The following is a 20,939-nucleotide window of genomic DNA, read 5'->3' on the forward strand; positions in this document are numbered from 1 at the left end:
GGTACTGTTAGTAATTGAACTCACTTAGCTAATGAAAACGAAAGTTTATTTAATCATGAAAAGGCTAATATCTCAATTTGCTCAAGTTCAATAAACTCACGACAACACGGCCATTGCATGCTCCCCTTACGATAGACAGGCGAATTATAAATAACCTTTAGTATAAGGGAAGCATACAATTGACGATTAAGGCATCGAACCTACAAGAGCGTATTCAAGCAGATCACTCCGATTTCGCGTACGCGGATCTTGAACAGTTCCGTGCCAGTCGTACGCCCGATTAGTTCCCGGTATTCCGCTACCGCCGCATGTGGCAGAACGGCGAGAATGACGCCGGCGTAACCGCCGCCGTGTACTCTGCAGGCACCGTTGCCCAACCGGTCGATGTAACGTTCGGTAATGGCGAGTGTAAGCGCAATCCCCTGTTCACGTGACACCGATTCTTGGTAGATGTTCTGCAGCCATTTCCATGAGGAATTACCTGAAGCGGTAATATACTTCAGCACGTTCTGCCACTCGCCTGCCTTAATTGCCTCTACCTGCCGCCCGACGCGGTCATTTTCATCCAGGTAATGGAGCGCCCTCAGCACCGCTCGATCTCCGGTAGTTTCGCGGAGTTCCGCGAGCCGGCCGTAGATCATCTCTGCCGTCAAATCGCGACATACCTCTACACCGAAGGCTTGAGCCACCGCCCGCATCTCGTTCGGAATTGATGCATAATCCTTCGTCAGGTCAGCGTGGTTACCACCGGTGCTGACGATAACAAGGCTGTAACCTGCTGCTTCAAAGGTGCCTGGAATACGCTCGATCTGAGGCTCTGCCGGCTCCTTAAAGTCGATTGTGATCATACCGCCGTGCGAGCAGGCCATCTGGTCTAGCATTCCTGATGGCTTGTTCCAATAAAGATTTTCGGCATACTTGCCAATGCGCGACATCATGACCGCATCCATCTCTCCGTTGTTATAAAAAGTACTTAGAATCTGGCAGATCAGAACTTCGAAAGATGCAGAGGAGCTGAGTCCTGACGCCGGAAGCACGTTACTGCTGACGTTAGCGTTGAATCCGCCGATTTGGTACCCGTGCTGCTGGAAACCGTGTGCAATACCGCGGATCAAAGCAGCCGTCCCGCCCTCGCCTGACTGAGGTTCTAGATCATCTAGATTGATGATTGACATGCCTGGATACCCTTCGGAAATTACGGAGATAACTCCGGTGCCCACGGCTGCTGCAGCCGCAATCGTATCTAACTGAATACTAGCCGCCAGCACCTTTCCATTGTTGTGGTCCGTATGATTGCCGACTATCTCTGTGCGACCTGGAGCACTGAAGTATTTCAACGACTCTGTATTTCCATATTGCGCACTGTATCCTTCTATGCACCTCCGGTATCTGTCGATCTGTCGCTCTCGTTCTTCGCTGCCATACATCTGGTCTAGTAGCTGTTGTGCCTGAGCCGAATCAAAAAGCTGCTCAAATTGATCGTTCATTTTTAATGTTCCTCCTGGTTCTAATTGTTTGAATAGTAGTTATCATGTCCATTGTACCGAAAGGCAGCGCTCACAGATAGGATATTTATGAAAGAAATAGGCAGGTTAGAGCAATACATTCATTCCAAATTATGGTATCATATTTTCGGGCATATTTTGTGAACGAAATATTCTGAGGAGTGAACATTATTGCGGATACATAGTATTAAATTACTCACTAAACAACTTGAACAACTCAAAAGGTTCTACACTTATGTTCTCGGACTTCCACTGACGGAGAGTTCTAGTGATACGTTTACCGTAAAAGTAGGGCGTTCATACTTAATTTTCGAAAGAACGAATATTATCGATGAAAACCCATTTTATCATTTCGCTTTTGACATCCCTGAAAACAAAATTGATGAATCAATAGCTTGGCTAAACTCGGTGGGGATTACACTAAACTTATTACCAGACAACACATACAAAGTGTATTCCTCAACTTGGAATGCTACATCAATTTATTTTTATGATTCAGCGGGAAATATAGTCGAATTTATAGCAAGGCATAGTCTTGATAACGCAATTCATAGTTCCATAACAGGTACGGAACTAATAAATATAAGTGAAATCGGCCTTGTTGTTAATAATGTAACTAAAATAAAAGATTTTTTGAGCACAAACCATTCATTTAGCGGATATAAGGATAGCAAAGATACCTTTGCTGCGGTAGGTAATGAAGAAGGATTATTCATACTGTCAGCCAATAAAAGAGTATGGCTTGGTTCTGAAAAAAAAGCTGATATTTTTAAAACAGAAATTGCAGTGGAAGGACCTCAAGAAGGAATATATAATATTGGACAATACCCTTACAAACTTTCATTTGTGAATTGTGGCTAAACTAACGGGGAACGATAGTTCAATAAGATAGCGGCAGTCTAGGATTTTATTTTCTCGTCCATAGCTTTTGGTGGTGAATAATGAAAGAAATCTCAAAATTGAGACCGGCGAGGATGTTTAGATTATCAAGGAATACATGTTGCTTCTATCTCTTATATTGATCATTTTCACAACAGCTTTCTTTTACAGAATACACCATAGTATATGGGTTAAATCTTCCTTCTATGGACTTCGTCCCATTGTAACTGGCCTGATTATTTATGCTGCAATCCACTTTGGTTTACGTAACCCAGCACACAAGCGGTGCTGGGTTATTTTATAACATCAGTATGCTTTAAGCGGGAGGGTATCCTTGAGCTGATTGTCTCATTGGGCGAAATAATTGTTTCGAGACCCTAAGGCAACAAGTTTTTGGGTTCTTTCTTTTGAGAAAAATCGGCACAAAGACGGTCACTTATAAACCAACCCAGTACCAAAACAAATATTGCGAGAATAAATTCAATCCCAAAAACCGTTTGCAAACCGGCAACGATACTTTGTGTTTTATCTTGAAACGCTGCGGGATCGAGCGAATGGTGAAGATAACGATTGGCTCCGGACGACATGATACCGACGAACAAAGCGATGCCAATTCCCCCAGCAATCTGTTGGAGCGTATTGTATATGGCTGTGCCATGGGGGACCAGGTGACGCGGAAGTTGATTCATTCCTGCCGTCTGAGCCGGCATGACGACAAACGATATGCCTAAGAATAAGAGGACATGATTGAACAGAACGGAGCCTCGGGTTGTATCGCTGTCGATACCGGCAAACAGCCACAGCGATAGGGCGATCATGACCAGTCCGGGCATTATGACGAATCTCGGCCTGAATTTATCGAATAATTTTCCCGTCACAGGCATCATCATTGCGTTTAAAATGCAGCCTGGCATCAGAAGTAAACCAGTCGCGAATGCTGTCAATTGCATCACATCCTGCATATAGATCGGCAGCAATGTCGTGGTGGCGAATAAAACCATCATCAGCACTACTATCAATACCGCTACCAAAGAAAATGCGGGATACCGGAATACGGAAAGATCAATTAAAGGCTCTTTAATCTTGAGCTGCCGCCAAATAAGCAAGAGTAAGAAGAGGCCGCCTATGGCGATCAAACTGTAACTCCCAGGACCAGCCCAGACACCAGTCTGGCTGAAACCGTAGGTGACACAACCAAACCCGACGGTTGACGTAACAATGGATAAAAGATCGACCCTTGGCTTGGTTATTTCTGTAACATTCTTTAAGTAAATGAATGCATAAATAATCGAAAACAATGCGACAGGAATTACCATGTAGAACAGCCATCGCCAGTGTAAGGTATCGATAACCAACCCCGATAAAGCTGGCCCGATGACAGGGGCGACCATGATGACAAGCCCCATGAGACCCATGGCGGCCCCCCTGCGTTCCGGAGGATAGAGGGCAAGAATCGTATTCATCATCAACGGAATCAATAATCCTGTCCCGCAGGCCTGAACAACCCTGCCTATCAGCAAGACTTCGAATCCAGGGGATACTGCACACAAGCAGGTGCCTGCTAAAAATAACGCCATCGCGGACATAAACATCCGGCGAGTCGTGAACCATTGCTGTAGCAATGCGGTCACCGGCACCAGTATGCCGATCATCAGCATATAACCGATCGATAACCATTGTATGGTCGAAGCAGCAACGTTGAATTCACGCATTAATCCAGGAAATGTATTGGTAAGTAAATTTTCATTAAGAAACGCAATAAATGCACCGATGAGCAGGGCGGCTAACATCGCCCCTCTCTTCATTCCGCTTGCCTCTTGAACCCGTTTGTTCATCTTCTACCTCCAGAGAATATTCATTGCGTTCCACGTAGTGTTTTGACACCGAATCTTCACCTGTCTGTGGTGCAGGTTATCCTACACCATCACTTTCTAACAAGGAGTAAAAATTATCGCGGTCTTCATCATCGAATTTGCCAAGCGCCCGTACCCTGACAAATTCATGTCCGCCAAACATGTCGATTTCCTCGCCGCAACTATTGTAGAGCGCGATCATATTGCCATCCCGATTGAGCTCCAGATACCCGTAACAAGTTGCCTCGGGCGCTTCGCCGTTTAAGAGCAAAAATCTGATTTTGTCCACGCTGTTCATGCAGATCTCCTTTCTTTATTCCTCATCGATCTGAAGAATATTTTACGTGACACCAGATGAATTGGAAAAAGCGATATCGCCCTGCATACTGGGAAATTCGTTCCTATTTAGAAAGCATGAGGGGGGATCCCTCGCTATGTCGCTCATTCTCACATTATCTCTTGACGAGATGCGATTTGGGGATTATGATAACGTGCCGGTTAATTCAACAAGGTAAATCAATAAAAGGCTGACTTTTCGAGTGTGTTGGCACCGAATCATCAGCCTGTCGTGCAGATCATGAAATTAAAAACCCATAAGAGCATCAACTAAGGAGATGCCGTGGTAGCTGCTTTAGCATTTTTCGCCGATAGACCCGTTAAGCTGAACCGTATCACAAATAGAGGCAGTTTCTCTGAAGAAAAACTTGCAGAAGTCTGGGAGGGGCTGGGATCCCCAGTCCTTTACTCTACTATATTCAAATAAGTAAGATTTTGGTTTTAAGTTTTATGCAACGCTAGTGTGCTTGGATTGCTTGATTCTGCCCGTTGATGTCATTTAATATATCTATATATGTTATATATATTGACAATTTTTAGTTTGCTCCTTAATATAATGATTTAACAAGTGTCGGAAATCAGAGGGGGAGCAGGCAATGAATGAATTCGTGACGGATACGACCCATGGTTATGTCCCTTTGCAGCCTGAAATAGCTTGGCATACCGCTGATTATCAAGAATACAAAGAGCATGGCGACGCGCGCCACATCCCCGCTTTATTTTATCAATTTCGCTCCAAAAGCGTGGGATCTCCAGATTTCGTCGCGATTCCGGACGGTCATGTGGATATGTTATTCAGTTGTGACGCTAGTCAGCCTGACATCCAGGTGTACGGCTCCGTGCTTTCCAGACAGACGATCACCTTGAGAAAAAATACCGTTTACTTCGGTGTTCGTTTTCTCTCCCTACATGTAACAGGTAGATCGAAGATTGATATGAAGGATTTGATTAGTCAATCTTGTCCATTATCAGATTTTATTTTGATGACTAATAAGAGCGTCGAGCCTATTCTTACGTCAGCAACGTTCTCTGAAAAGATACGCTTGTTCAAGGAAATACTTGGTGAAGTCTTAACTATTCAGCAGGATTCACGCTTAGTCCGCTTTGCGTTAAATCAGATGATTATGGCGAAAGGAAACATGAGTGTAAAGGATTTGGCGACCGAAACGGCGTATTCGGAACGCTATCTCCGCAAGCAATTTGAGCATTTCGTTGGCTTATCTCCTAAGGTGTTTAGCCAGATTACGAGATTCCAGCATGCTCTAAACGGGCTGATCGAAAATCCGCAATCCACAGCGATTTGGGACAGCATTTCGGAAAATGTCTTTTACTATGATCAGCCGCATTTCATCAATGAGTTTAAAAAGTTCTATCAAGAGACGCCGCATGCTTGGATGAAGCGTTGTTTACAGGGGTAAAGAATAGAAAGGACCACGACGTGGTCTTTTTTTAATGTGTTCATGTCATGAAACCTGACGCAATGGCCGATTTTTCCAATATTTCCGCAAAACCTTCTAGTATACTAACCACATCGAGATGAACTTCACTCCATAACAGAAGGGGACTACACGAATGAAAATTGCCGATTCCTTTAAAAAGAGTTTAATCGTTGGGACTATGATGACAATGGCCTTCACACCATTCATGCCATTTGGCTCGCATCAGGCTTATGCGCACGGTGGCAGCTTTAAAGACGAATATGTGCAATTACGACAAACACTTGAGGATTTTGGCGCTTCGGTGTATTGGGATGAAACATCGAAGACGATTCAAGTCGTGAAGGATGGCAAAGTGGCCCAGCTCAATTTGAACAGTGCGAATGTGAAGGTGAATGGAAAGCTGCTTACACTTGCTGGACCGGTTGTGATGAAGGATGGCATCACGTATGTGTTCCATGATTTTATCAATGAAATTTTTCAAGCTGATGTGATTTCAAGCGTTCAAATTTCGAAGGACACCAACCCTTTGAATCCACTGACAGCCAAAGAGATTGAAGGTGCGGTCAGCATTGTAAAAGCTTCAGAAAAGTACAAAGATAAGATACTTTTCACAGAAATCGCTCTGAAACCGCCTGCGAAAAGCGATGTGTGGAGCTATGTGCTAGCAGGTGACAAAAGCAAGAGTCTACCCAGAGTTGCTCAATTCGTAGCTTTGGATGGCAAGCAAGTCATTGAGGGTGAAGTGAATCTTGCTGATGGGAAGCTGACCAAGTGGGAAACCAAGGAAGGCGCACAAGGGATGGTCACCCTTGACGATATGGTCACGGTGCAAAGCGTCATCGAAGGGGACACGAATTATGCGAAAGCAATCGCGAAGCGAGGCATTTCCGATATCAAAAAAGTCGTGACGACACCTTTGACGGTTGGTTATTTTGGAGGGGAAGATGATCTAGTTGAGGATGCCCGTCTCTTGAAAGTTGTTTCCTATTTGGATACAGGAGATGGTAACTTCTGGGCTCACCCAATTGAAAATTTAGTCGCTGTTGTCGACTTGGAAAAGAAACAAATCATTAAAATAGAGGATAACGGGGTTATCCCGGTTCCGATGCAAGCCAATCCGTATGATGGCCGTAATTTTGCGGAGAAGCTAGCCCAGAAGCCACTGGCGATTGAGGAGCCAGTGGGCAAAAATTACGATGTAACTGGAAATATGATCTCTTGGGGGAACTGGGATTTTCACTTGCGCTTGGATAGTCGGGTTGGGCCGATTCTTTCGACAATGACGTATAACGATCAAGGGGAGAAGCGGAAAGTCATGTACGAAGGCTCACTTGGCGGCATGGTTGTACCTTATGGGGATCCGGATATTGGTTGGTATTTCAAAACGTATTTTGATTCCGGGGAGTATGGTATGGGGACATTGACGTCGTCACTTGTCAAAGGGAAGGATGTTCCTGACAACGCCATGTTGTTAGATGCTGTCATTGCTGACACTCAAGGGAATCCACGTACGGTTCCGAATGCGATGGCTGTTTTCGAACAATATGCGGGACCTGAGTATCGCCATGATACGATGTCGGCGCAAGGTACCGATAGTAAAGAGCGCAGAGAGTTGGTCGTTCGTTGGATATCTACGGTCGGTAATTATGATTATATTTTCGATTGGGTGCTTCAACCGAATGGTACGATTAAAATTGATGTCGGTGCCTCCGGGATTGAAGCGGTCAAAGGTGTCGTAACCAACAATATGCACGATTCCACAGCGGTTGAAGATACGAAATATGGCACACTACTCGATAACCATATTGTGGGCACAACGCATCAGCATATTTATAATTTTAGACTCGATATGGACGTAGATGGAGAGAATAACTCCTTAACGGAAATTGATCCAAAAGTTGCTGAGAATACGGATGGCGGACCGCGTAAAAGTGTTATGATCACCGAGCACAAAACCGTTAAAACGGAACAAGAAGCTACGCAAAAATTCGATCCTTCCACGATCCGAATTCTAAGCAATCCGAATAAAGAGAACAAAGTTGGTAATCCGGTCTCTTATCAAATTATTCCTTTTGCTGGTGGTACACATCCGATTGCGAAAGGTGCACTATTCAGTACTGACGACTGGCTGTTCAAGCGTGCAGGCTTTATGGATAAGCAAATTTGGGTGACAACCTACAATCCTGATGAACGTTATCCAGAAGGCAAGTATCCAAATCGCACGGCGAAGGATACAGGTTTAGGTAAATTTACAGCGGACAACGCGTCGATTGAGAACACAGATGACGTGGTATGGATCACGACGGGAGCTACACATGTGGCTCGTGCTGAAGAATGGCCTATAATGCCAACGGAATGGGTCCATGCGATGTTGAAACCGTGGAATTTCTTCGATAACACGCCGACATTGAATTTGCCTTAAAAGATGATGAGAGGAGCCTTGCGATGCAAGGCTTCTTTGGTCATTTCCCCCGCCAGTTTCCATGTCGATAATCAAAAAAATGCAACATCAACATCAACAGTGAAATTGCTGCTGATGTTGCGGCTTCCAAATGAAATGAGATGATAGCAGCGGCCCAGCACCATGCAAGTATTTACTAAGGATGATATGACAACATTGGATTTTTCAGGATTTCATAATGCAGTGACATGGTTAAAAAAACGTGATATTCTAGATGATTTAACTTGGGAGTTTTGCTCAAATAAGCAAGAAGTCAAGGATGTAGTAAAGGTAAGAGCAATGCGTGATGGTGATGTTTTTACCGGAGGAGGGATTACAGCTTCAATCGATCTTGGTTTATTTTTTATCGAAGCAATAACAAATAATGAAGTTGCACAAGAAATTCAAAAATTTATGGACTATCCTTATTATAATCTCTAGGTTTATTTTCTTACTTAAGATTCACGTATTAAACTATCGGATAACGATAGCGTAATAATCAAGGAACAGATCGCCTCACGGCAGATGCTCCCTTTTTCGTTGAACTTAAGGGCAGGATACATGCAAGAATACATAGAATTAGTAATTTACGCATGAGAAGTGTTATTGTAAATTTATTAAGGTAGGTGGAAGAATGGGATTATTCGACTTTTTAAAGAAACAGAAAATATCTGAACCGGTAGTAAGAAAAGTAGATTTAGATCTACATAGTGCAGAGAATTTTTCATCGTTGCAAGAATTATATGAGCGATACAGTGGTGTTGCTCTTGAGAAACAACTAGCAATAAGCGATTCAATCGAAAACCTTGATTGGAATGTTGATATGAGCGCAGGAACAGCTACATTTGGTAAGCATTTAACTTTCCCAATTCAAATGTTGGGTAGTGTTTCGCACCAATCAAACACTTGGTTATGGGCTTGGGCAAACTCTCAGGCACAGATTTCTTCAGATAGTTTGACACAGGCATTTCAGCTAAAAGCTTATGGTATTAAGAACAACATTTCTGAACTAATAGAAGAAAAAATCTCTGCTATCAATAATGAAGGACATTTAATTGCAAGTATTGCTTCTGGAATGTTTAAAAACCGTTTTTACTATGCAGGCAACTATGGTGCAGGAACAGCATTTTTTACTATTGATGTGACGGAAGAAGATTTAATGGAACAACCCGAATCGGTATTGACCGTATTTCCGCAACTGATAATGACTTTTGAACTCAATCACAGAAAAGCATTAACCTTTTATCTGATAGACAAAGGCTTTAAAGTTTTTGAATCGAATGAAAGTTTAACAGGCGTTTCTGCTAAGCTTACGGTTATAGCACATTTCGATGAAATGAATAGAATGAACAACCTAGAATCAGCTCATAAATAAAGTGTTGGTCATTGAATCAACGGGTAACGATAGTTAAAAGACAAAGGAGCCGCAAAAGCCAGGTAGCTGGGACAAACATATATGGGGAAATCAAGATCTTAATGATTCAGTATTAATACATAGGCTTGCAATTTCACGAGAAGAAAAAGGAAAGCAATTGGGATCTGTAATTCTAAACTGGATCGCAAATGTATTGGACTTTCCTAAAACCAAATTATACTTGAGACTTGATTGCGTTGAAAATAATTTTAGACTGAATGAATACTACAAGCAGAATGGATTTCTGTTTGAAAATGCATCAATGGGAGGCTGCCGGCATGATCGGCAGCCTCAATTACTTTAATGGGCAGATAGCTTCAATAAAAAGTACATGCGTTTTGCGGCGAGAGCAGAAGGAGCTTTATCGTCGATATAGGGACACTAGGTCTTATTATGGATCCTTCATCTTTTAACATTGACAAAAACTGACCAAGTGGTCTAATATTGATTCAGGAGGTCTAATAATTTATGGAAAAGTCGTTTACTCGCACCCAACGAGCTCGTCGTGAAGATATTATCAGTGCCGCGATCGTCGTCATCAATCGCGAAGGCTACACTGCTGCATCCGTCGAAAGGATCGCCAAAGAAGCTGAGACTAGCAAGAGCACCATACTATACCACTTCAAGACTAAGGAAGCGATCTATGAGGAACTGGTCATCACGCTCTATCACAATGGTGCCGCCTACATGACCGAACGAATCATGGCGGTCGAGACCTATCGTGACAAACTCTGTGCGTACCTGTCCTCGAATCTTCACTTCATCGCTGAACATGCCGCTCACGTCAACGCCGTTCACAGGATTCAAGAAAATGGCGGGCTCCAGAGCGACGGTTCCGACGCAGTTACGCCACTCGCGACACTGCTTTCATCCGGCCAAAAAGCAGGAGAATTCGGTTTCTTTGATCCATTGGTAATGTCGCTTGTCATCCGTGCCGCGGTCGATGGAGCATCCTTCCACTTCACCACACACCACAACCTAGACTTCGAGCACTACATTAACCAAACCATTCAGCTTTTCCAAAAAGCCACAGCGCTCCCATAGCGCAGAAAGGCCTTAATGATGGACAAAAATTTGGCTGCCAACCATGCAAATCCAAAGATGATAACACCAGCTCTTCATTCCGTCAGATGGCTTGTCACTCTTTATAGCTTGATAAGCTGGCTGACCGTCGCGGCGATCATTATTTTATCGTATACTGCACCAAACCTCGTAAACCCGGAGGCTTGGGTACGTGGCATCATCGTCGCTGCTACATCGGTCTTGACAGTAGTCTTTGCAAATCGGGCTGCCATAGGTAAACCGCGTGCATTGATGCGGTTGCGTATCGTTGTGACGGTATTGCTCGTCGCATTCACCGCCGTACTTTTTTTCTTGACTTTACCGGTATGGATGAAAGTCGAGCAGGTGGTTTGCAGCGTATTGCTTCTAGTTATTGCCATTCTCATCTTTAAGAGTTAGACTCATTTATCAAATGAAATTAAAGTTTTAGATCCAAGAGGTCAATTTGACACGTTTATATTAGATTTAAACTGTTTTTAGACCTTCATGAATGACAACTAAATATGAATAGAAACATTTATCTACAAATGAGTAACATGAGTATAATATATTGACACGTACGCTATCGGTGAACGATAGCTAAGCAACTGAAGGGCTGCCGACGTGGTAGCCCTTCACTCCGTTAACGGGCAGGATAATTACAACAGGAAAATATTTACATGGGAACAAATGTGCTGTAATATGATGAGGAAACATACTTTTAATATAAGGTAAGGTGGTTTCCAGTGAGTGAACAAGTTGTTGAACAGTTTGTTGACCGTATTGATGCAGTCTTTCTACCTGTGAAGAATCTTCAGGATTCGTTAGTGTGGTACCAAACCATGTTTGGGTTCGGTTTGCGTTGGAGTAATGAAAGAATGGCTGGATTAGCAATAGCCCCTAACTGCGGATTTCATTTAGTACAAATCTCAGACTTTGAACCAATTAATAAATACACTCCATTCAATTTTGTTGTGAAGGATGTAGAAGAAGTGCGGGAAAGACTCGAAAAAAATGGAGTAGCTGTTTCTGAGGTAAGGAACGGTGAACCTAAACGGTTTGATATTACTGATAATAACGGAAATATGATTAGTGTTATTCAATTGTAAATGACAAGATATTCGTATTGAACTTTAAAGAGGAATGATCCTTGAGGGGCTAGCTACGCAGCAGTTCCTTTTTTTTATTGAAGTAACGGGCAGTGTACACTATAAGGGAAATAAAGGGAAAAGTATGGGTGTGGCGAAGTCTTTGTTTTAATTGAATCCGATAATGACACAAGAGCGGTTATTGAAGTAAACGGGCGAACTAGATGGGTTATTACTTTCTTTACTGATGACATTGAATTTTTACATAAGAAATTATTATCCGAAGGAGTCACTTTTAGAAATATCAGTGATGAAGGTATCTATGGAAAGTTTTTTTCCTTTGAGGATTTAGATGGAAACCTATTTGATGTATGGGAAAATAGAGATAGCGAGTTAATTTTTTTAAAAGGGTGGATTAAGCTAACGGGGAACGTTAATTAAATAGGGATCGTCGGCTGCTACGCAGTCTTGACGATCCCTATTTAATTGAAGTAAAGTGCAGAATTACGGAACCTTCCTACTGTTAGAGGCGTAATATTGATGACACTTACTATTAAATGGATAATCACGGATAGATTATTTGTTGCATTTTAAAAGGAGGAATAAGATTTCTCCATTCTTTGGTTTTGGTTTCCTAGCTCTTTTTTTACGTTTGGCATTAGGTATGTTATTTGGAAAAAGGATGGAAAGTAAAGGAGAAAAAGCAATGAATGATTACAGACAGAATGGATACCTTATTGTAGGCGTTGGAATTGTGGCTATTCTCGCGGGTATTGTTGACACATTTTAAGCTAGCGAGTAACGATAGTGGGAGGAGCCTTGCCGACAGGCATCTTCTCTATGGTGTGTTAAAGTATTGGGCAAGAAAAGATAATTCAATTCGGAGTATGTAAAAAGTGCCACTCTATAATAGAAGGTGATCTTTAGATGCAAGAATTTATTAAGAATTTTAAACAAGCCGTTTTCGGGGATAATATTTACATTCGACCATCTCTTTTATCTGAGGATAAAGAATATCTTATAATTACTTTTGATGTCTTTTTATATGAAACTCAGAATGTAGTTCAAAGTTGGAAAGTAACCTGTAAGAATTTTGAAAATTACAAGCTGGTGAATGAATTTTTCGAAGATATAAATATATTCAAGGATCACATCTTATTATGGGAATACTCTGAGTTACAAGCGGAACTGTTTTATACTGGTAAAACAAATAAAAAGTTCGAATTGATTGGTGAATTACTTAGTAAACATTACGAAGTAACAAAGGGATGGATAGATTACAAATACTATTTAAATAAATCGTTAGAATGGAAGTCAATAGACTGGCTGTTTAGTGGAGATAATGGGTTAGTAGCTTCAGGTCCAACCATTTTAATAAATGAATATAATACGATTTTAGAAAAGTTTGGACTAAAGACATCCATTTTACCAAGAAAGGGAAAACAAGTGAAATATGAAGTATTAATATATGAGAATTCCTTTGTAATTGCTGAAGAATTTATTTTTGAATTGATATTAGAAAGTAACATTTCCGAAAGTTGCTGAGAAGCGTTATAGTGAAGGGGAATCCGGTGGTTTACTCAACTAACAGCAGAACGTTTGTTGAAAAATACTCATATAGCGGCAGCTGATCACCCGATCGGCTGCCGTTGTCTATTGAAGTAACGGGCAGTTTAATTCCAATAAATGGTATAATATTCTGTGGGTACAAGGTCAAATAATTATCAGCACGTCAATATTCATAATGTAAATTTTATATATGCTACTACAAAAACAAGTATGCCTTTTAATGATGAGGAATTCGATTTGATTTATGATCGCAGAGGACCAACTTCTATTATTAATCACAGTAGATTATTAGTTTCTGGTGGGATTATACTTGGAATTCATACCAATATAGACTCTGCAAGAGAGCGTTTATTTAAAAATGGGTTTAAAGATATAGAAATTGAAGAGTTCAACGAGGCGATTACTTATTTCCCTAATGAAATGGAGTTTGCTAAATTCTTAGCAGACGTACCAGGTAATCCTGATTACACGTTACCAGAGTTAAAAAGTGAACTTGAAGAAAAGGTTAGAGAAAATGTTATAGGAGGAAAACTAGGAGTAAGAGAACACAAGTACATATGGAAAGCAGTTAAACCCTAAAAAGTTATTACGCTAAAGCAAAACGATAGATTAATAAAAAAGAAGGCAACCGGCCAGAATTCCAATTAATTTCAAGTAGGGTGTTAAAGCACGTAATGTAGAAAGAAAATAAAGTATTAGACTGGAAAATAAAGAGTGTGGCTGATCAGGAAACTATCTGCGCTTGGAAAGTAGTGTTAGCTGTTGAGTAAAGTAAAATTCCGCAAAAAATATCAAAACAGAGCGTTCCATCTGTCGTAAAGTGAGTATATCGATATGGAGGCATTAAAGTGAATTATAAGGATTTGGTAATCAAGGCCACTACCTATATTGAGGATCATCTGACCGATGAGAGATTAAGCACCAAGGTTATGGAGGCTGCGGGCTATTCGCCGTACCATTTTCACCGGATCTTCCTATCGGTTACGAGAAACTCCGTCTCGGAGTACATACGCAAGCGGAGATTGACACAAGCAGCATACGATTTATTTTATACCAACCAAAGGATCATAGATATTGCCATCCTGTACCGGTTCGAGTCTCAGGAATCCTTCGCCCGAGCCTTTGGGAAAATGTTCTCCATCTCGCCTGGACAATTTCGAAAGCAAAGGGACATGAAGGACACGCTGTTCCGGGCAATGGAGAAGCTTCCTTTGGATGAAGTGGGGCTACAGCATTTGAATAAGAGCGTCTCCCTCGTGCCAGCTATTGTCTGCCTGAATAAGCTGCATCTGGTCGGCATGTCGATACCGGGTGTCAATTCAGACGAAGTCGGAAAGCTATGGCGGAGCTTTAGGCAGCGTTTGTTTGAAATTGAGCGAAAGCCGGATACGGAAGACATATTTTATGCGGTCTTTGAACTTACAGGTAGGCAATGGGAAGTCACTTATACCGCTTGTGTCGAGGTGGCTGGCGAGGAGAGTGTAGTTCCCTTGGGAATGGTCGCTAAGCTGCTCCCAGAGGTAACTTATGCGGTTTTTACTCATAAGGGGACATTATCGAGACTCAACGATACGTTCCAGTACATTTATGAAACGTGGTTACCCCAGTCAGGCAGCGTTCGTACGAATTCCCCCGAGTTTGCGCGTTACGACCATCGATATCTAGGACCGATGAACGAGGATTCGGTATTAGACATATATATTCCCGTTGGGGCGCCATCTTAAGAGCATTTATCTCAAGGAGAGGAAGAAATCAAGATGAACAAAATAGAAGACATTGTTGAAGGATATGCAGGTTGCTGTGAGGTACAAATTACCGACAACGCATTGAAGGTGACCGTTCCCATGATCGTGATGTATCCGACAGATGCACCGGAACAGACTGATAGGTTAGGGCGGTACTCGTTGGAGGTGGCCAGAGACGCAGCGCCGCTGGAGGGGAAATTTAGACTAGTCCTCATTTCACACGGTACAGGCGGTTCACCGCTTGTGTACCGGTCGCTCGCTCGGCATTTGGCGCGCAGCGGCTTTATCGTTGGCCTTCTCGAACATCCATTTAATAACCGCAATGATAATAGTTTGGAAGGTACTGTCCAAAACCTCACCTATCGCCCCCGGCACCTTCGCATGGCAGCCGACTGGTTTTTTGAAGATGAGAGGTTTAAGGAGCTTCTCCAGCCGGGAGGCCATTCGGTCATCGGGCATTCCATGGGGGGCTACACCGCGCTTGCAGCAGCTGGCGGTATCCCGACCTCCTTCCCTAATGAGAGCCCGGATGGGAAGCCGCAGCAGATCGATGTCCCTCATGATTCACGCATCCGGTCCCTGATTTTGCTAGCCCCGGCGTCCGTTTGGTTCCATAATGAGGGAGCATTAAATAACGTTCGGCTCCCCATTCTCATGTTGGATGCCGAGCGAGACCCTTACGCACTTCCTTTTCACGCGCAGATCATCATGAATGGTGTTGCTGAACCGCAAATGATTCGCTATCGGACGGTGGAGAATGCCGGACATTATTCCTTCCTGACTCCTTTCCCAGCTGAGATGATTTCACCAGCCTTCCTCCCCTCGCAAGACCCGCCCGGCTTTGATCGCGTGCAATTTCACGAAACGCTGAAGGCTGAAGTAGTAGATTTTCTGTTGACTTAACATTAGGAACAATCACTTTCCGTCGAAATCAAATGTTAACTGAGAGTTCGATTAACTAATCGTTACGCTAACTGGGGAATGTTAGTTCAATATCAGGCTGAAACAGCAGCGGCAGTCTAAGACTTTATATTCACGTCTTAGTCCGCCGCTGCTTACTTTATTGGAACAGTATAAAACTTATTTTACGAAGGCTGCCAAATTAATAATTGAAAAACCACATTAGATCAACAACTCTAGTCTAGAACTTCATTTTCAACGAACACGTAACACCTTATTCAGCGGTTGCTCCCTTTTGTTCAACGAACTTTCTGAATATCACGTTATCTGAAAGCAAGACCTAAACCATAGAGGAGCGATTAATTATATGAACCGCCTAGTAATTATGACAGTTGGAATAACGCATAGTGGAAAAACTACCTTTGCTAAAGAATTGACCTAATACACTAAAATTCTCTATTACCAATGCGATTGTTGAATATGCTGTAGTGCAAAGTAATTTTCATATCATCTTAAGAAATTGTAATTTAAATAAATCAGGACGAACAAATGTACTCAGATATTTTCATGAAAAGGGATTTAGAAGTATTATTGTTTACTTTAATTTATCTATTGAAATACTGAGAGCACGAGTTGAACAAACACAAAGAAGTAAAACTATTTTCAGAAGTGCATCGAGCTTTTTAGAAGTAGAATCGTGCGTTAACTCCTAAAATCAATATAACTGTTTATTACTTATTGAAATAACAAATTAAATGATAATATTACTAATATTGAATCTATTCGCAAGTAATGAAAAAGGGTGATTAGTGAAATGAGCGAAATCGAAATCCGTAAATTTACAAAAGTCGATTTACAGAAAATGGGTAAGTTATACCAAGCTGTTACGTCTAGAGATAACGCGGTTTTTTGGTGGGTTGGAGAAGAAGATAACTGGCCAAATGTATTCATAGCGGTTGAGGAAGAACAAATTATAGCTAAGGGGCAAGTTAGTATTGTTTGCACTATACCACTAGGAAGCCCAAAAGAACACAAGCACTATATTTATTTCAATTTAAAGACGCTTCCGGAAAGAGAAGCAGACTACCACCTCTATGATCTCCTATATGAGCGTTTGTTAAATAGAGCATATGAGTTGAAAGAAACATTACCGAATGCCTACCGAACGATGATGGGCATAGGTAACCAATCCACTGAAAAGCAAAACAACAACTATTTCAAAACAAAAGGTTTCGTATATAGGAAGAGTTTGTATACGATGCGTAGAAATTTATCCGAGACGATTGAACACCCAGTTCTTACTGCTCCCTATCAATGCATGCAACGGAACATGGCTACGGAGGACAGCGTAAATGAATACTTAAAAGTCGACATGGAGATTTGGCCGGAGGCCCCAATTGGGCACAAAAGGTTAATGGATAATCAGAAGAATTCTGCGTGGACTGCTTTTGTTGTTAGAGAGGATGCCACCTTAATAGGAAGTGTTATGGCTTGGATGGATGAAGATGAAGATGGAATCATTGAAGATGTATTTGTCAGAGAGCCGTGGCGAAAACAAGGTATAGCAAAACATTTGCTGTCTCAGGCGCTTTCATATCTCAAGGAAAATGGTAGTACGTTTGCCGAACTGCAAGTAGAAACAGCAAATAGATCTGCTCTGTCCTTATATAACTCTGTTAGCTTTAAAGAAGTCTCAGAAGAAGTACGTTATGAGCGAGAACTTTAAGTTGTTTAACTAACGGAAACAATAGCGAAATAATCAGGGAGCAACTCGCCACGCCGCAGTTGCTCCCTGGTTTCATTTAAGTAACGGGATTTATATTTTTGTTTTTAGGAAGTGTTCTACCTGACCATTGGATAATGAAACTGAAATGATGCCTTTAGCGATATCATGATGATTAATCTCCAAAAAAAGTGTGGATTGGTCAGCTAATTTAAACATTTTGTGTACAGCATCTATGCATGCTTCCGGAACCTTATTAACTGCTTTATAAACATCCTCAACTTTATTGCAAATGGATTCTCCAAACAGATGAAGCGTTGTTCTTTCGTTACAATAAACCCTGATTTCAAAACAATGGTCGATTAGACCAGGGAACCAATCAATAAATTTGCGGCTAAAGTCGGCCATATCGAGTCTTTCGGTATGTATTTTAATTGGACTAACCAAGTTACCAGCTTGGATTTCAATTTTTTCATCACAAATCAATATCTTAAAATTCGCCATAAATAACCCGCCTTACGCATTTATTTATCTATTAGATTACTCCATCCCAGGCTATCGGGGAATAAGAACATTATCTCTTACAGATCGATTGTAGGAAAGTCATTACCTTAACGATTCCTCATAGAGGGAGATTAGCGTAGGTGCAGGATAATGTAATAAAGCGAAAGAAAGTTTTCCTAGTGCTTAGATTAAGATAAGGCTCCTTTAAAAGCACTACATGCTACCCGTGTATGTTCTTTAATTAATATTTGGAAATGGAATATAATAGAGGAGGGTCCTATCCCAAGCGAAGGCGCGGGAGCTTCCTATTTTTATTGAACTACCGGGCAGTATAGCGCCGATATAGGTTAAACTGGTAAGGGAGTTTTTATTAAAAACCTATAACGCATTTTGAAGGCACGATTTAAAATGTGGAAATTGTGATATCAAGCCTTTGAGAAAATTATCTCGTTTTACAGAAAAAGAGGAAACAAATTCCTTAGTTAGGTGTGGTGAAATAGCTTTGGAAAACAATAAGATTAAAATACTTGGAGAGTTTTTAAAATCCCGTCGTGAACGGATTAAACCGGATCATATCGAGATTGCTAGTCGTTACGGAAGAAGAAGAACGCCGGGTTTGCGCAGAGAAGAGGTTGCCCAGCTTGCGGGTGTGAGTATCACCTGGTATACCTGGCTGGAACAGGGCAGAGTTGGTTCTGTTTCAAGGGAAGTCCTAGAGAGCGTCGCCCGAGCATTGCAATTAACTTCTGATGAACAGGCTCATTTGCTTCGATTGGCTGATTACGGAGGGGAGAGGAATGCTAGTCCGAGTACCGGGAAAGCATACCCCGAACTTCAGAACATTATCGACCAAGTGAACTACCCAGCCATTATAGCAAATCATCGAACGGAGGTGCTGGCTTACAATCGGATGGCAACCGAAATTATTACGGATTTCCATGCCATTCCCGCTGATGAACGCGTAATGACGCAATTAATATTTACAGAACCAAATCTGCGTAAGCAGTTGGTAAACTGGAATGCATTTGCAAATTATACCATGGGTGTATTTCGGATTTATTATGACCAAAAGGCCGGCGATCACTGGTTTGAGTCTTTCGTCAAGCAAATGTGCCTCGAATGCGGGGAATTTAAGAGGTTATGGCAATTGCACAATATTCAAGAAAAGAAAGCTATCCTTTACACGTTTGATCATTGTGTTGCTGGGCGATTGTTTTTTCAATTGAATACTTTTTCTAATATTAACGGCGATGAAGACCTTCATTGCTGTATATTTACTCCTATCGCAAGTACCGGTACGGAGGAAAAATTAGCGGAATTGCGACAATTATCCTATTAGTCGGGATACCTGTATAAAGGCAAACTGGTTGACTCCTTGAATGTGAAATATAATGAGCTCATTCCCAATCTAGGAGGTCATTTAAAATGAAAGCCATTGTAATCGATCAACCAGGAGGACCGGCAAGCTTAAAATGGTGCGAAAAGAGGGATCTGCAGCCGACCCCAGGCAGGCTTACCATTGATGTTGCATATGCCGGAGTTGGTTATTTTGAAGTGCTGATGAGCCGTGGTGAATTTATGTCCGATTTTCCGTTGCCGCTTACTCCTGGTTTAGAAGTGTCAGGACACGTACGTGCCATTGGGGAAGGCGTAGAGGGATTCTACGTCGGTCAACCCGTAGCCTCTATGACGCTGCTTGATTTTAACGGGTTTGCATCTGTCGCGAACGTTCGGCCAGATTTGACGGTTCCGTTGGATCAATTAGGGGCAGATCTTGACTTGGCGACAGCGGCAGCTTCTATTGTAAATCTGACGACGGCTTACCTGGCCATTAAAGATGTGTATAGAATGAGAACAGGCGACAACGTACTTATTCATGCAGCCGTAGGCGGTTTGGGCAGCTTTCTTGGACAAGTTGCTAAACGTTTGGGAGCAGGCAAAGTATTGGGGACTGTTGGAAGCCAAGAGAAGGCTAAGCTTGCCGCTTCCTTCGGATATGACGAATTATTTGTCCGATCTGATTTTGTTGAGCAGACTCTGAAGGCTACAGGACAAAAAGGCGTTCATGCTGTCTTTGACCCGGTCGGGGGAAGCATGCGTAAACAAAGCTTAGAGGTGCTTCGCCCGTTAGGCCATTTGATTGTTGTTGGAAACGCCAGCGGTGATCAGGATGTCTCGCATTCTTTTAACCAAATATGGTTTTCCAACAAGCAGTCCGCTGGTTTTACATTAGGCGGATACGCTGAAAGCAATCCTGCAGAGACCGGGAAAGCGGCACGGGAAGCGTTAGGCATGCTGGCAAGAAAAGAAATCCGTGCTGAGATTCACGGCGTGTATCCTCTGGAAAAGGCCGCAGAAGCTCTTGCACTTTTAGAACAAAAAAACACTGTCGGCAAACTGGTTTTGCAAGTATAGACACGTAGAAAAAGAAAACCATTCCCATCAGCAACTTAAAAAACTCTGTGGAATGGTATGGAGAATATTTCGGTTTTAACCTAACGGG

The 20,939-nt window shown here is 42.1% G+C and carries 21 protein-coding genes; 17 read left to right on the plus strand and 4 right to left on the minus strand.

Annotation, left to right across the window (positions count from 1 at the left end; genetic code table 11):
• Positions 1 to 200 precede the first annotated feature (200 nt).
• Positions 201 to 1,487: a galactokinase gene (locus LOZ80_RS03690; protein WP_238170149.1), complete on the minus strand. Its 1,287-nt coding sequence runs from the start codon at positions 1,485 to 1,487 to the stop codon at positions 201 to 203.
• Positions 1,488 to 1,676: 189 nt separating this feature from the next.
• On the opposite strand from LOZ80_RS03690, the gene LOZ80_RS03695 reads away from it, so the two are divergent.
• The gene (locus LOZ80_RS03695; RefSeq protein ID WP_238170150.1) at positions 1,677 to 2,366 is read left to right on the plus strand and encodes a VOC family protein; all 690 of its coding nucleotides are present in this window, start codon (positions 1,677 to 1,679) and stop codon (positions 2,364 to 2,366) included.
• 136 nt (positions 2,367 to 2,502) lie between these two features.
• Positions 2,503 to 2,688: a chromate transporter gene (locus LOZ80_RS03700; protein ID WP_443147008.1), complete on the plus strand. Its 186-nt coding sequence runs from the start codon at positions 2,503 to 2,505 to the stop codon at positions 2,686 to 2,688.
• 73 nt (positions 2,689 to 2,761) lie between these two features.
• Here the strand turns inward: LOZ80_RS03700 and LOZ80_RS03705 are convergent, their stop codons facing one another.
• Together LOZ80_RS03705 and LOZ80_RS03710 are read right to left on the minus strand one after the other, a co-directional pair.
• Positions 2,762 to 4,219 carry an MDR family MFS transporter gene (locus LOZ80_RS03705; protein ID WP_238170151.1) on the minus strand — a complete coding sequence of 486 codons (1,458 nt, stop codon included), beginning with the start codon at positions 4,217 to 4,219 and terminating at the stop codon, positions 2,762 to 2,764.
• A gap of 76 nt (positions 4,220 to 4,295) precedes the next feature.
• A complete protein-coding gene (locus tag LOZ80_RS03710; RefSeq protein ID WP_238170152.1) occupies positions 4,296 to 4,535 on the minus strand; it encodes a hypothetical protein in 240 nt (79 codons plus the stop codon).
• 634 nt (positions 4,536 to 5,169) lie between these two features.
• On the opposite strand from LOZ80_RS03710, the gene LOZ80_RS03715 reads away from it, so the two are divergent.
• The 13 genes from LOZ80_RS03715 to LOZ80_RS03775 all read left to right on the plus strand — a co-directional run bounded on the left by LOZ80_RS03715 (position 5,170) and on the right by LOZ80_RS03775 (position 17,935).
• Positions 5,170 to 5,991: a helix-turn-helix domain-containing protein gene (locus LOZ80_RS03715; protein WP_238170153.1), complete on the plus strand. Its 822-nt coding sequence runs from the start codon at positions 5,170 to 5,172 to the stop codon at positions 5,989 to 5,991.
• Between the two features lie 154 nt (positions 5,992 to 6,145).
• Complete coding sequence (locus LOZ80_RS03720; RefSeq protein WP_238170154.1) at positions 6,146 to 8,434, plus strand: copper amine oxidase; 2,289 nt, start codon at positions 6,146 to 6,148, stop codon at positions 8,432 to 8,434.
• A 162-nt stretch (positions 8,435 to 8,596) separates the two neighbouring features.
• Positions 8,597 to 8,893: a type 1 glutamine amidotransferase family protein gene (locus LOZ80_RS03725; RefSeq protein WP_238170155.1), complete on the plus strand. Its 297-nt coding sequence runs from the start codon at positions 8,597 to 8,599 to the stop codon at positions 8,891 to 8,893.
• 193 nt (positions 8,894 to 9,086) lie between these two features.
• A complete protein-coding gene (locus tag LOZ80_RS03730) occupies positions 9,087 to 9,827 on the plus strand; it encodes a DUF6882 domain-containing protein (protein ID WP_238170156.1) in 741 nt (246 codons plus the stop codon).
• 507 nt (positions 9,828 to 10,334) lie between these two features.
• Positions 10,335 to 10,910 (plus strand): TetR/AcrR family transcriptional regulator, encoded by a 576-nt coding sequence (locus tag LOZ80_RS03735; protein WP_238170157.1) that lies wholly within the window; start codon positions 10,335 to 10,337, stop codon positions 10,908 to 10,910.
• A gap of 15 nt (positions 10,911 to 10,925) precedes the next feature.
• Positions 10,926 to 11,327, plus strand: coding sequence for a hypothetical protein (locus tag LOZ80_RS03740; RefSeq protein ID WP_238170158.1), 402 nt, complete (start codon positions 10,926 to 10,928; stop codon positions 11,325 to 11,327).
• A 326-nt stretch (positions 11,328 to 11,653) separates the two neighbouring features.
• Positions 11,654 to 12,016: a VOC family protein gene (locus tag LOZ80_RS03745; RefSeq protein WP_238170159.1), complete on the plus strand. Its 363-nt coding sequence runs from the start codon at positions 11,654 to 11,656 to the stop codon at positions 12,014 to 12,016.
• 150 nt (positions 12,017 to 12,166) lie between these two features.
• Positions 12,167 to 12,436 carry a VOC family protein gene (locus LOZ80_RS39285; protein WP_337951028.1) on the plus strand — a complete coding sequence of 90 codons (270 nt, stop codon included), beginning with the start codon at positions 12,167 to 12,169 and terminating at the stop codon, positions 12,434 to 12,436.
• Positions 12,437 to 12,922: 486 nt separating this feature from the next.
• Positions 12,923 to 13,540, plus strand: a complete 618-nt coding sequence (locus LOZ80_RS03750) for a hypothetical protein (protein ID WP_238170160.1) — start codon at positions 12,923 to 12,925, stop codon at positions 13,538 to 13,540.
• A gap of 156 nt (positions 13,541 to 13,696) precedes the next feature.
• On the plus strand, positions 13,697 to 14,143 hold the full coding sequence (locus tag LOZ80_RS03755) for a hypothetical protein (protein ID WP_238170161.1): 447 nt from the start codon (positions 13,697 to 13,699) through the stop codon (positions 14,141 to 14,143).
• A 269-nt stretch (positions 14,144 to 14,412) separates the two neighbouring features.
• On the plus strand, positions 14,413 to 15,288 hold the full coding sequence (locus LOZ80_RS03760) for an AraC family transcriptional regulator (RefSeq protein WP_238170162.1): 876 nt from the start codon (positions 14,413 to 14,415) through the stop codon (positions 15,286 to 15,288).
• A 33-nt stretch (positions 15,289 to 15,321) separates the two neighbouring features.
• The gene (locus tag LOZ80_RS03765) at positions 15,322 to 16,212 is read left to right on the plus strand and encodes an alpha/beta hydrolase family protein (protein ID WP_238170163.1); all 891 of its coding nucleotides are present in this window, start codon (positions 15,322 to 15,324) and stop codon (positions 16,210 to 16,212) included.
• A gap of 811 nt (positions 16,213 to 17,023) precedes the next feature.
• A complete protein-coding gene (locus tag LOZ80_RS03775; RefSeq protein WP_238170165.1) occupies positions 17,024 to 17,935 on the plus strand; it encodes a GNAT family N-acetyltransferase in 912 nt (303 codons plus the stop codon).
• Positions 17,936 to 18,025: 90 nt separating this feature from the next.
• Here the strand turns inward: LOZ80_RS03775 and LOZ80_RS03780 are convergent, their stop codons facing one another.
• Positions 18,026 to 18,436: a hypothetical protein gene (locus LOZ80_RS03780; protein WP_238170166.1), complete on the minus strand. Its 411-nt coding sequence runs from the start codon at positions 18,434 to 18,436 to the stop codon at positions 18,026 to 18,028.
• Positions 18,437 to 18,869: 433 nt separating this feature from the next.
• Here LOZ80_RS03780 and LOZ80_RS03785 point away from each other — a divergent pair, with 433 nt between their 5' ends.
• Both LOZ80_RS03785 and LOZ80_RS03790 read left to right on the plus strand, forming a co-directional pair.
• A complete protein-coding gene (locus tag LOZ80_RS03785) occupies positions 18,870 to 19,775 on the plus strand; it encodes a helix-turn-helix transcriptional regulator (protein ID WP_238170167.1) in 906 nt (301 codons plus the stop codon).
• Between the two features lie 86 nt (positions 19,776 to 19,861).
• Positions 19,862 to 20,851 (plus strand): quinone oxidoreductase family protein, encoded by a 990-nt coding sequence (locus LOZ80_RS03790; protein ID WP_238170168.1) that lies wholly within the window; start codon positions 19,862 to 19,864, stop codon positions 20,849 to 20,851.
• The last annotated feature ends 88 nt before the right edge of the window (positions 20,852 to 20,939 follow it).

The sequence above is a fragment of the Paenibacillus sp. HWE-109 genome, from assembly GCF_022163125.1.
GTDB lineage: Bacteria > Bacillota > Bacilli > Paenibacillales > NBRC-103111 > Paenibacillus_E.

Coding starts and splice junctions, on each gene's coding strand:
- LOZ80_RS03780 (WP_238170166.1), bottom strand. CDS start 18,436: ATGGCGAATTTTAAGATATTGATTTGTGATGAAAAAATTGAAATCCAA.
- LOZ80_RS03700 (WP_443147008.1), top strand. CDS start 2,503: ATGTTGCTTCTATCTCTTATATTGATCATTTTCACAACAGCTTTCTTT.
- LOZ80_RS03790 (WP_238170168.1), top strand. CDS start 19,862: ATGAAAGCCATTGTAATCGATCAACCAGGAGGACCGGCAAGCTTAAAA.
- LOZ80_RS03730 (WP_238170156.1), top strand. CDS start 9,087: ATGGGATTATTCGACTTTTTAAAGAAACAGAAAATATCTGAACCGGTA.
- LOZ80_RS03735 (WP_238170157.1), top strand. CDS start 10,335: ATGGAAAAGTCGTTTACTCGCACCCAACGAGCTCGTCGTGAAGATATT.
- LOZ80_RS03705 (WP_238170151.1), bottom strand. CDS start 4,219: ATGAACAAACGGGTTCAAGAGGCAAGCGGAATGAAGAGAGGGGCGATG.
- LOZ80_RS03750 (WP_238170160.1), top strand. CDS start 12,923: ATGCAAGAATTTATTAAGAATTTTAAACAAGCCGTTTTCGGGGATAAT.
- LOZ80_RS03720 (WP_238170154.1), top strand. CDS start 6,146: ATGAAAATTGCCGATTCCTTTAAAAAGAGTTTAATCGTTGGGACTATG.
- LOZ80_RS03740 (WP_238170158.1), top strand. CDS start 10,926: ATGATGGACAAAAATTTGGCTGCCAACCATGCAAATCCAAAGATGATA.
- LOZ80_RS03710 (WP_238170152.1), bottom strand. CDS start 4,535: ATGAACAGCGTGGACAAAATCAGATTTTTGCTCTTAAACGGCGAAGCG.
- LOZ80_RS03775 (WP_238170165.1), top strand. CDS start 17,024: ATGAGCGAAATCGAAATCCGTAAATTTACAAAAGTCGATTTACAGAAA.
- LOZ80_RS03725 (WP_238170155.1), top strand. CDS start 8,597: ATGCAAGTATTTACTAAGGATGATATGACAACATTGGATTTTTCAGGA.
- LOZ80_RS03690 (WP_238170149.1), bottom strand. CDS start 1,487: ATGAACGATCAATTTGAGCAGCTTTTTGATTCGGCTCAGGCACAACAG.
- LOZ80_RS03765 (WP_238170163.1), top strand. CDS start 15,322: ATGAACAAAATAGAAGACATTGTTGAAGGATATGCAGGTTGCTGTGAG.
- LOZ80_RS03715 (WP_238170153.1), top strand. CDS start 5,170: ATGAATGAATTCGTGACGGATACGACCCATGGTTATGTCCCTTTGCAG.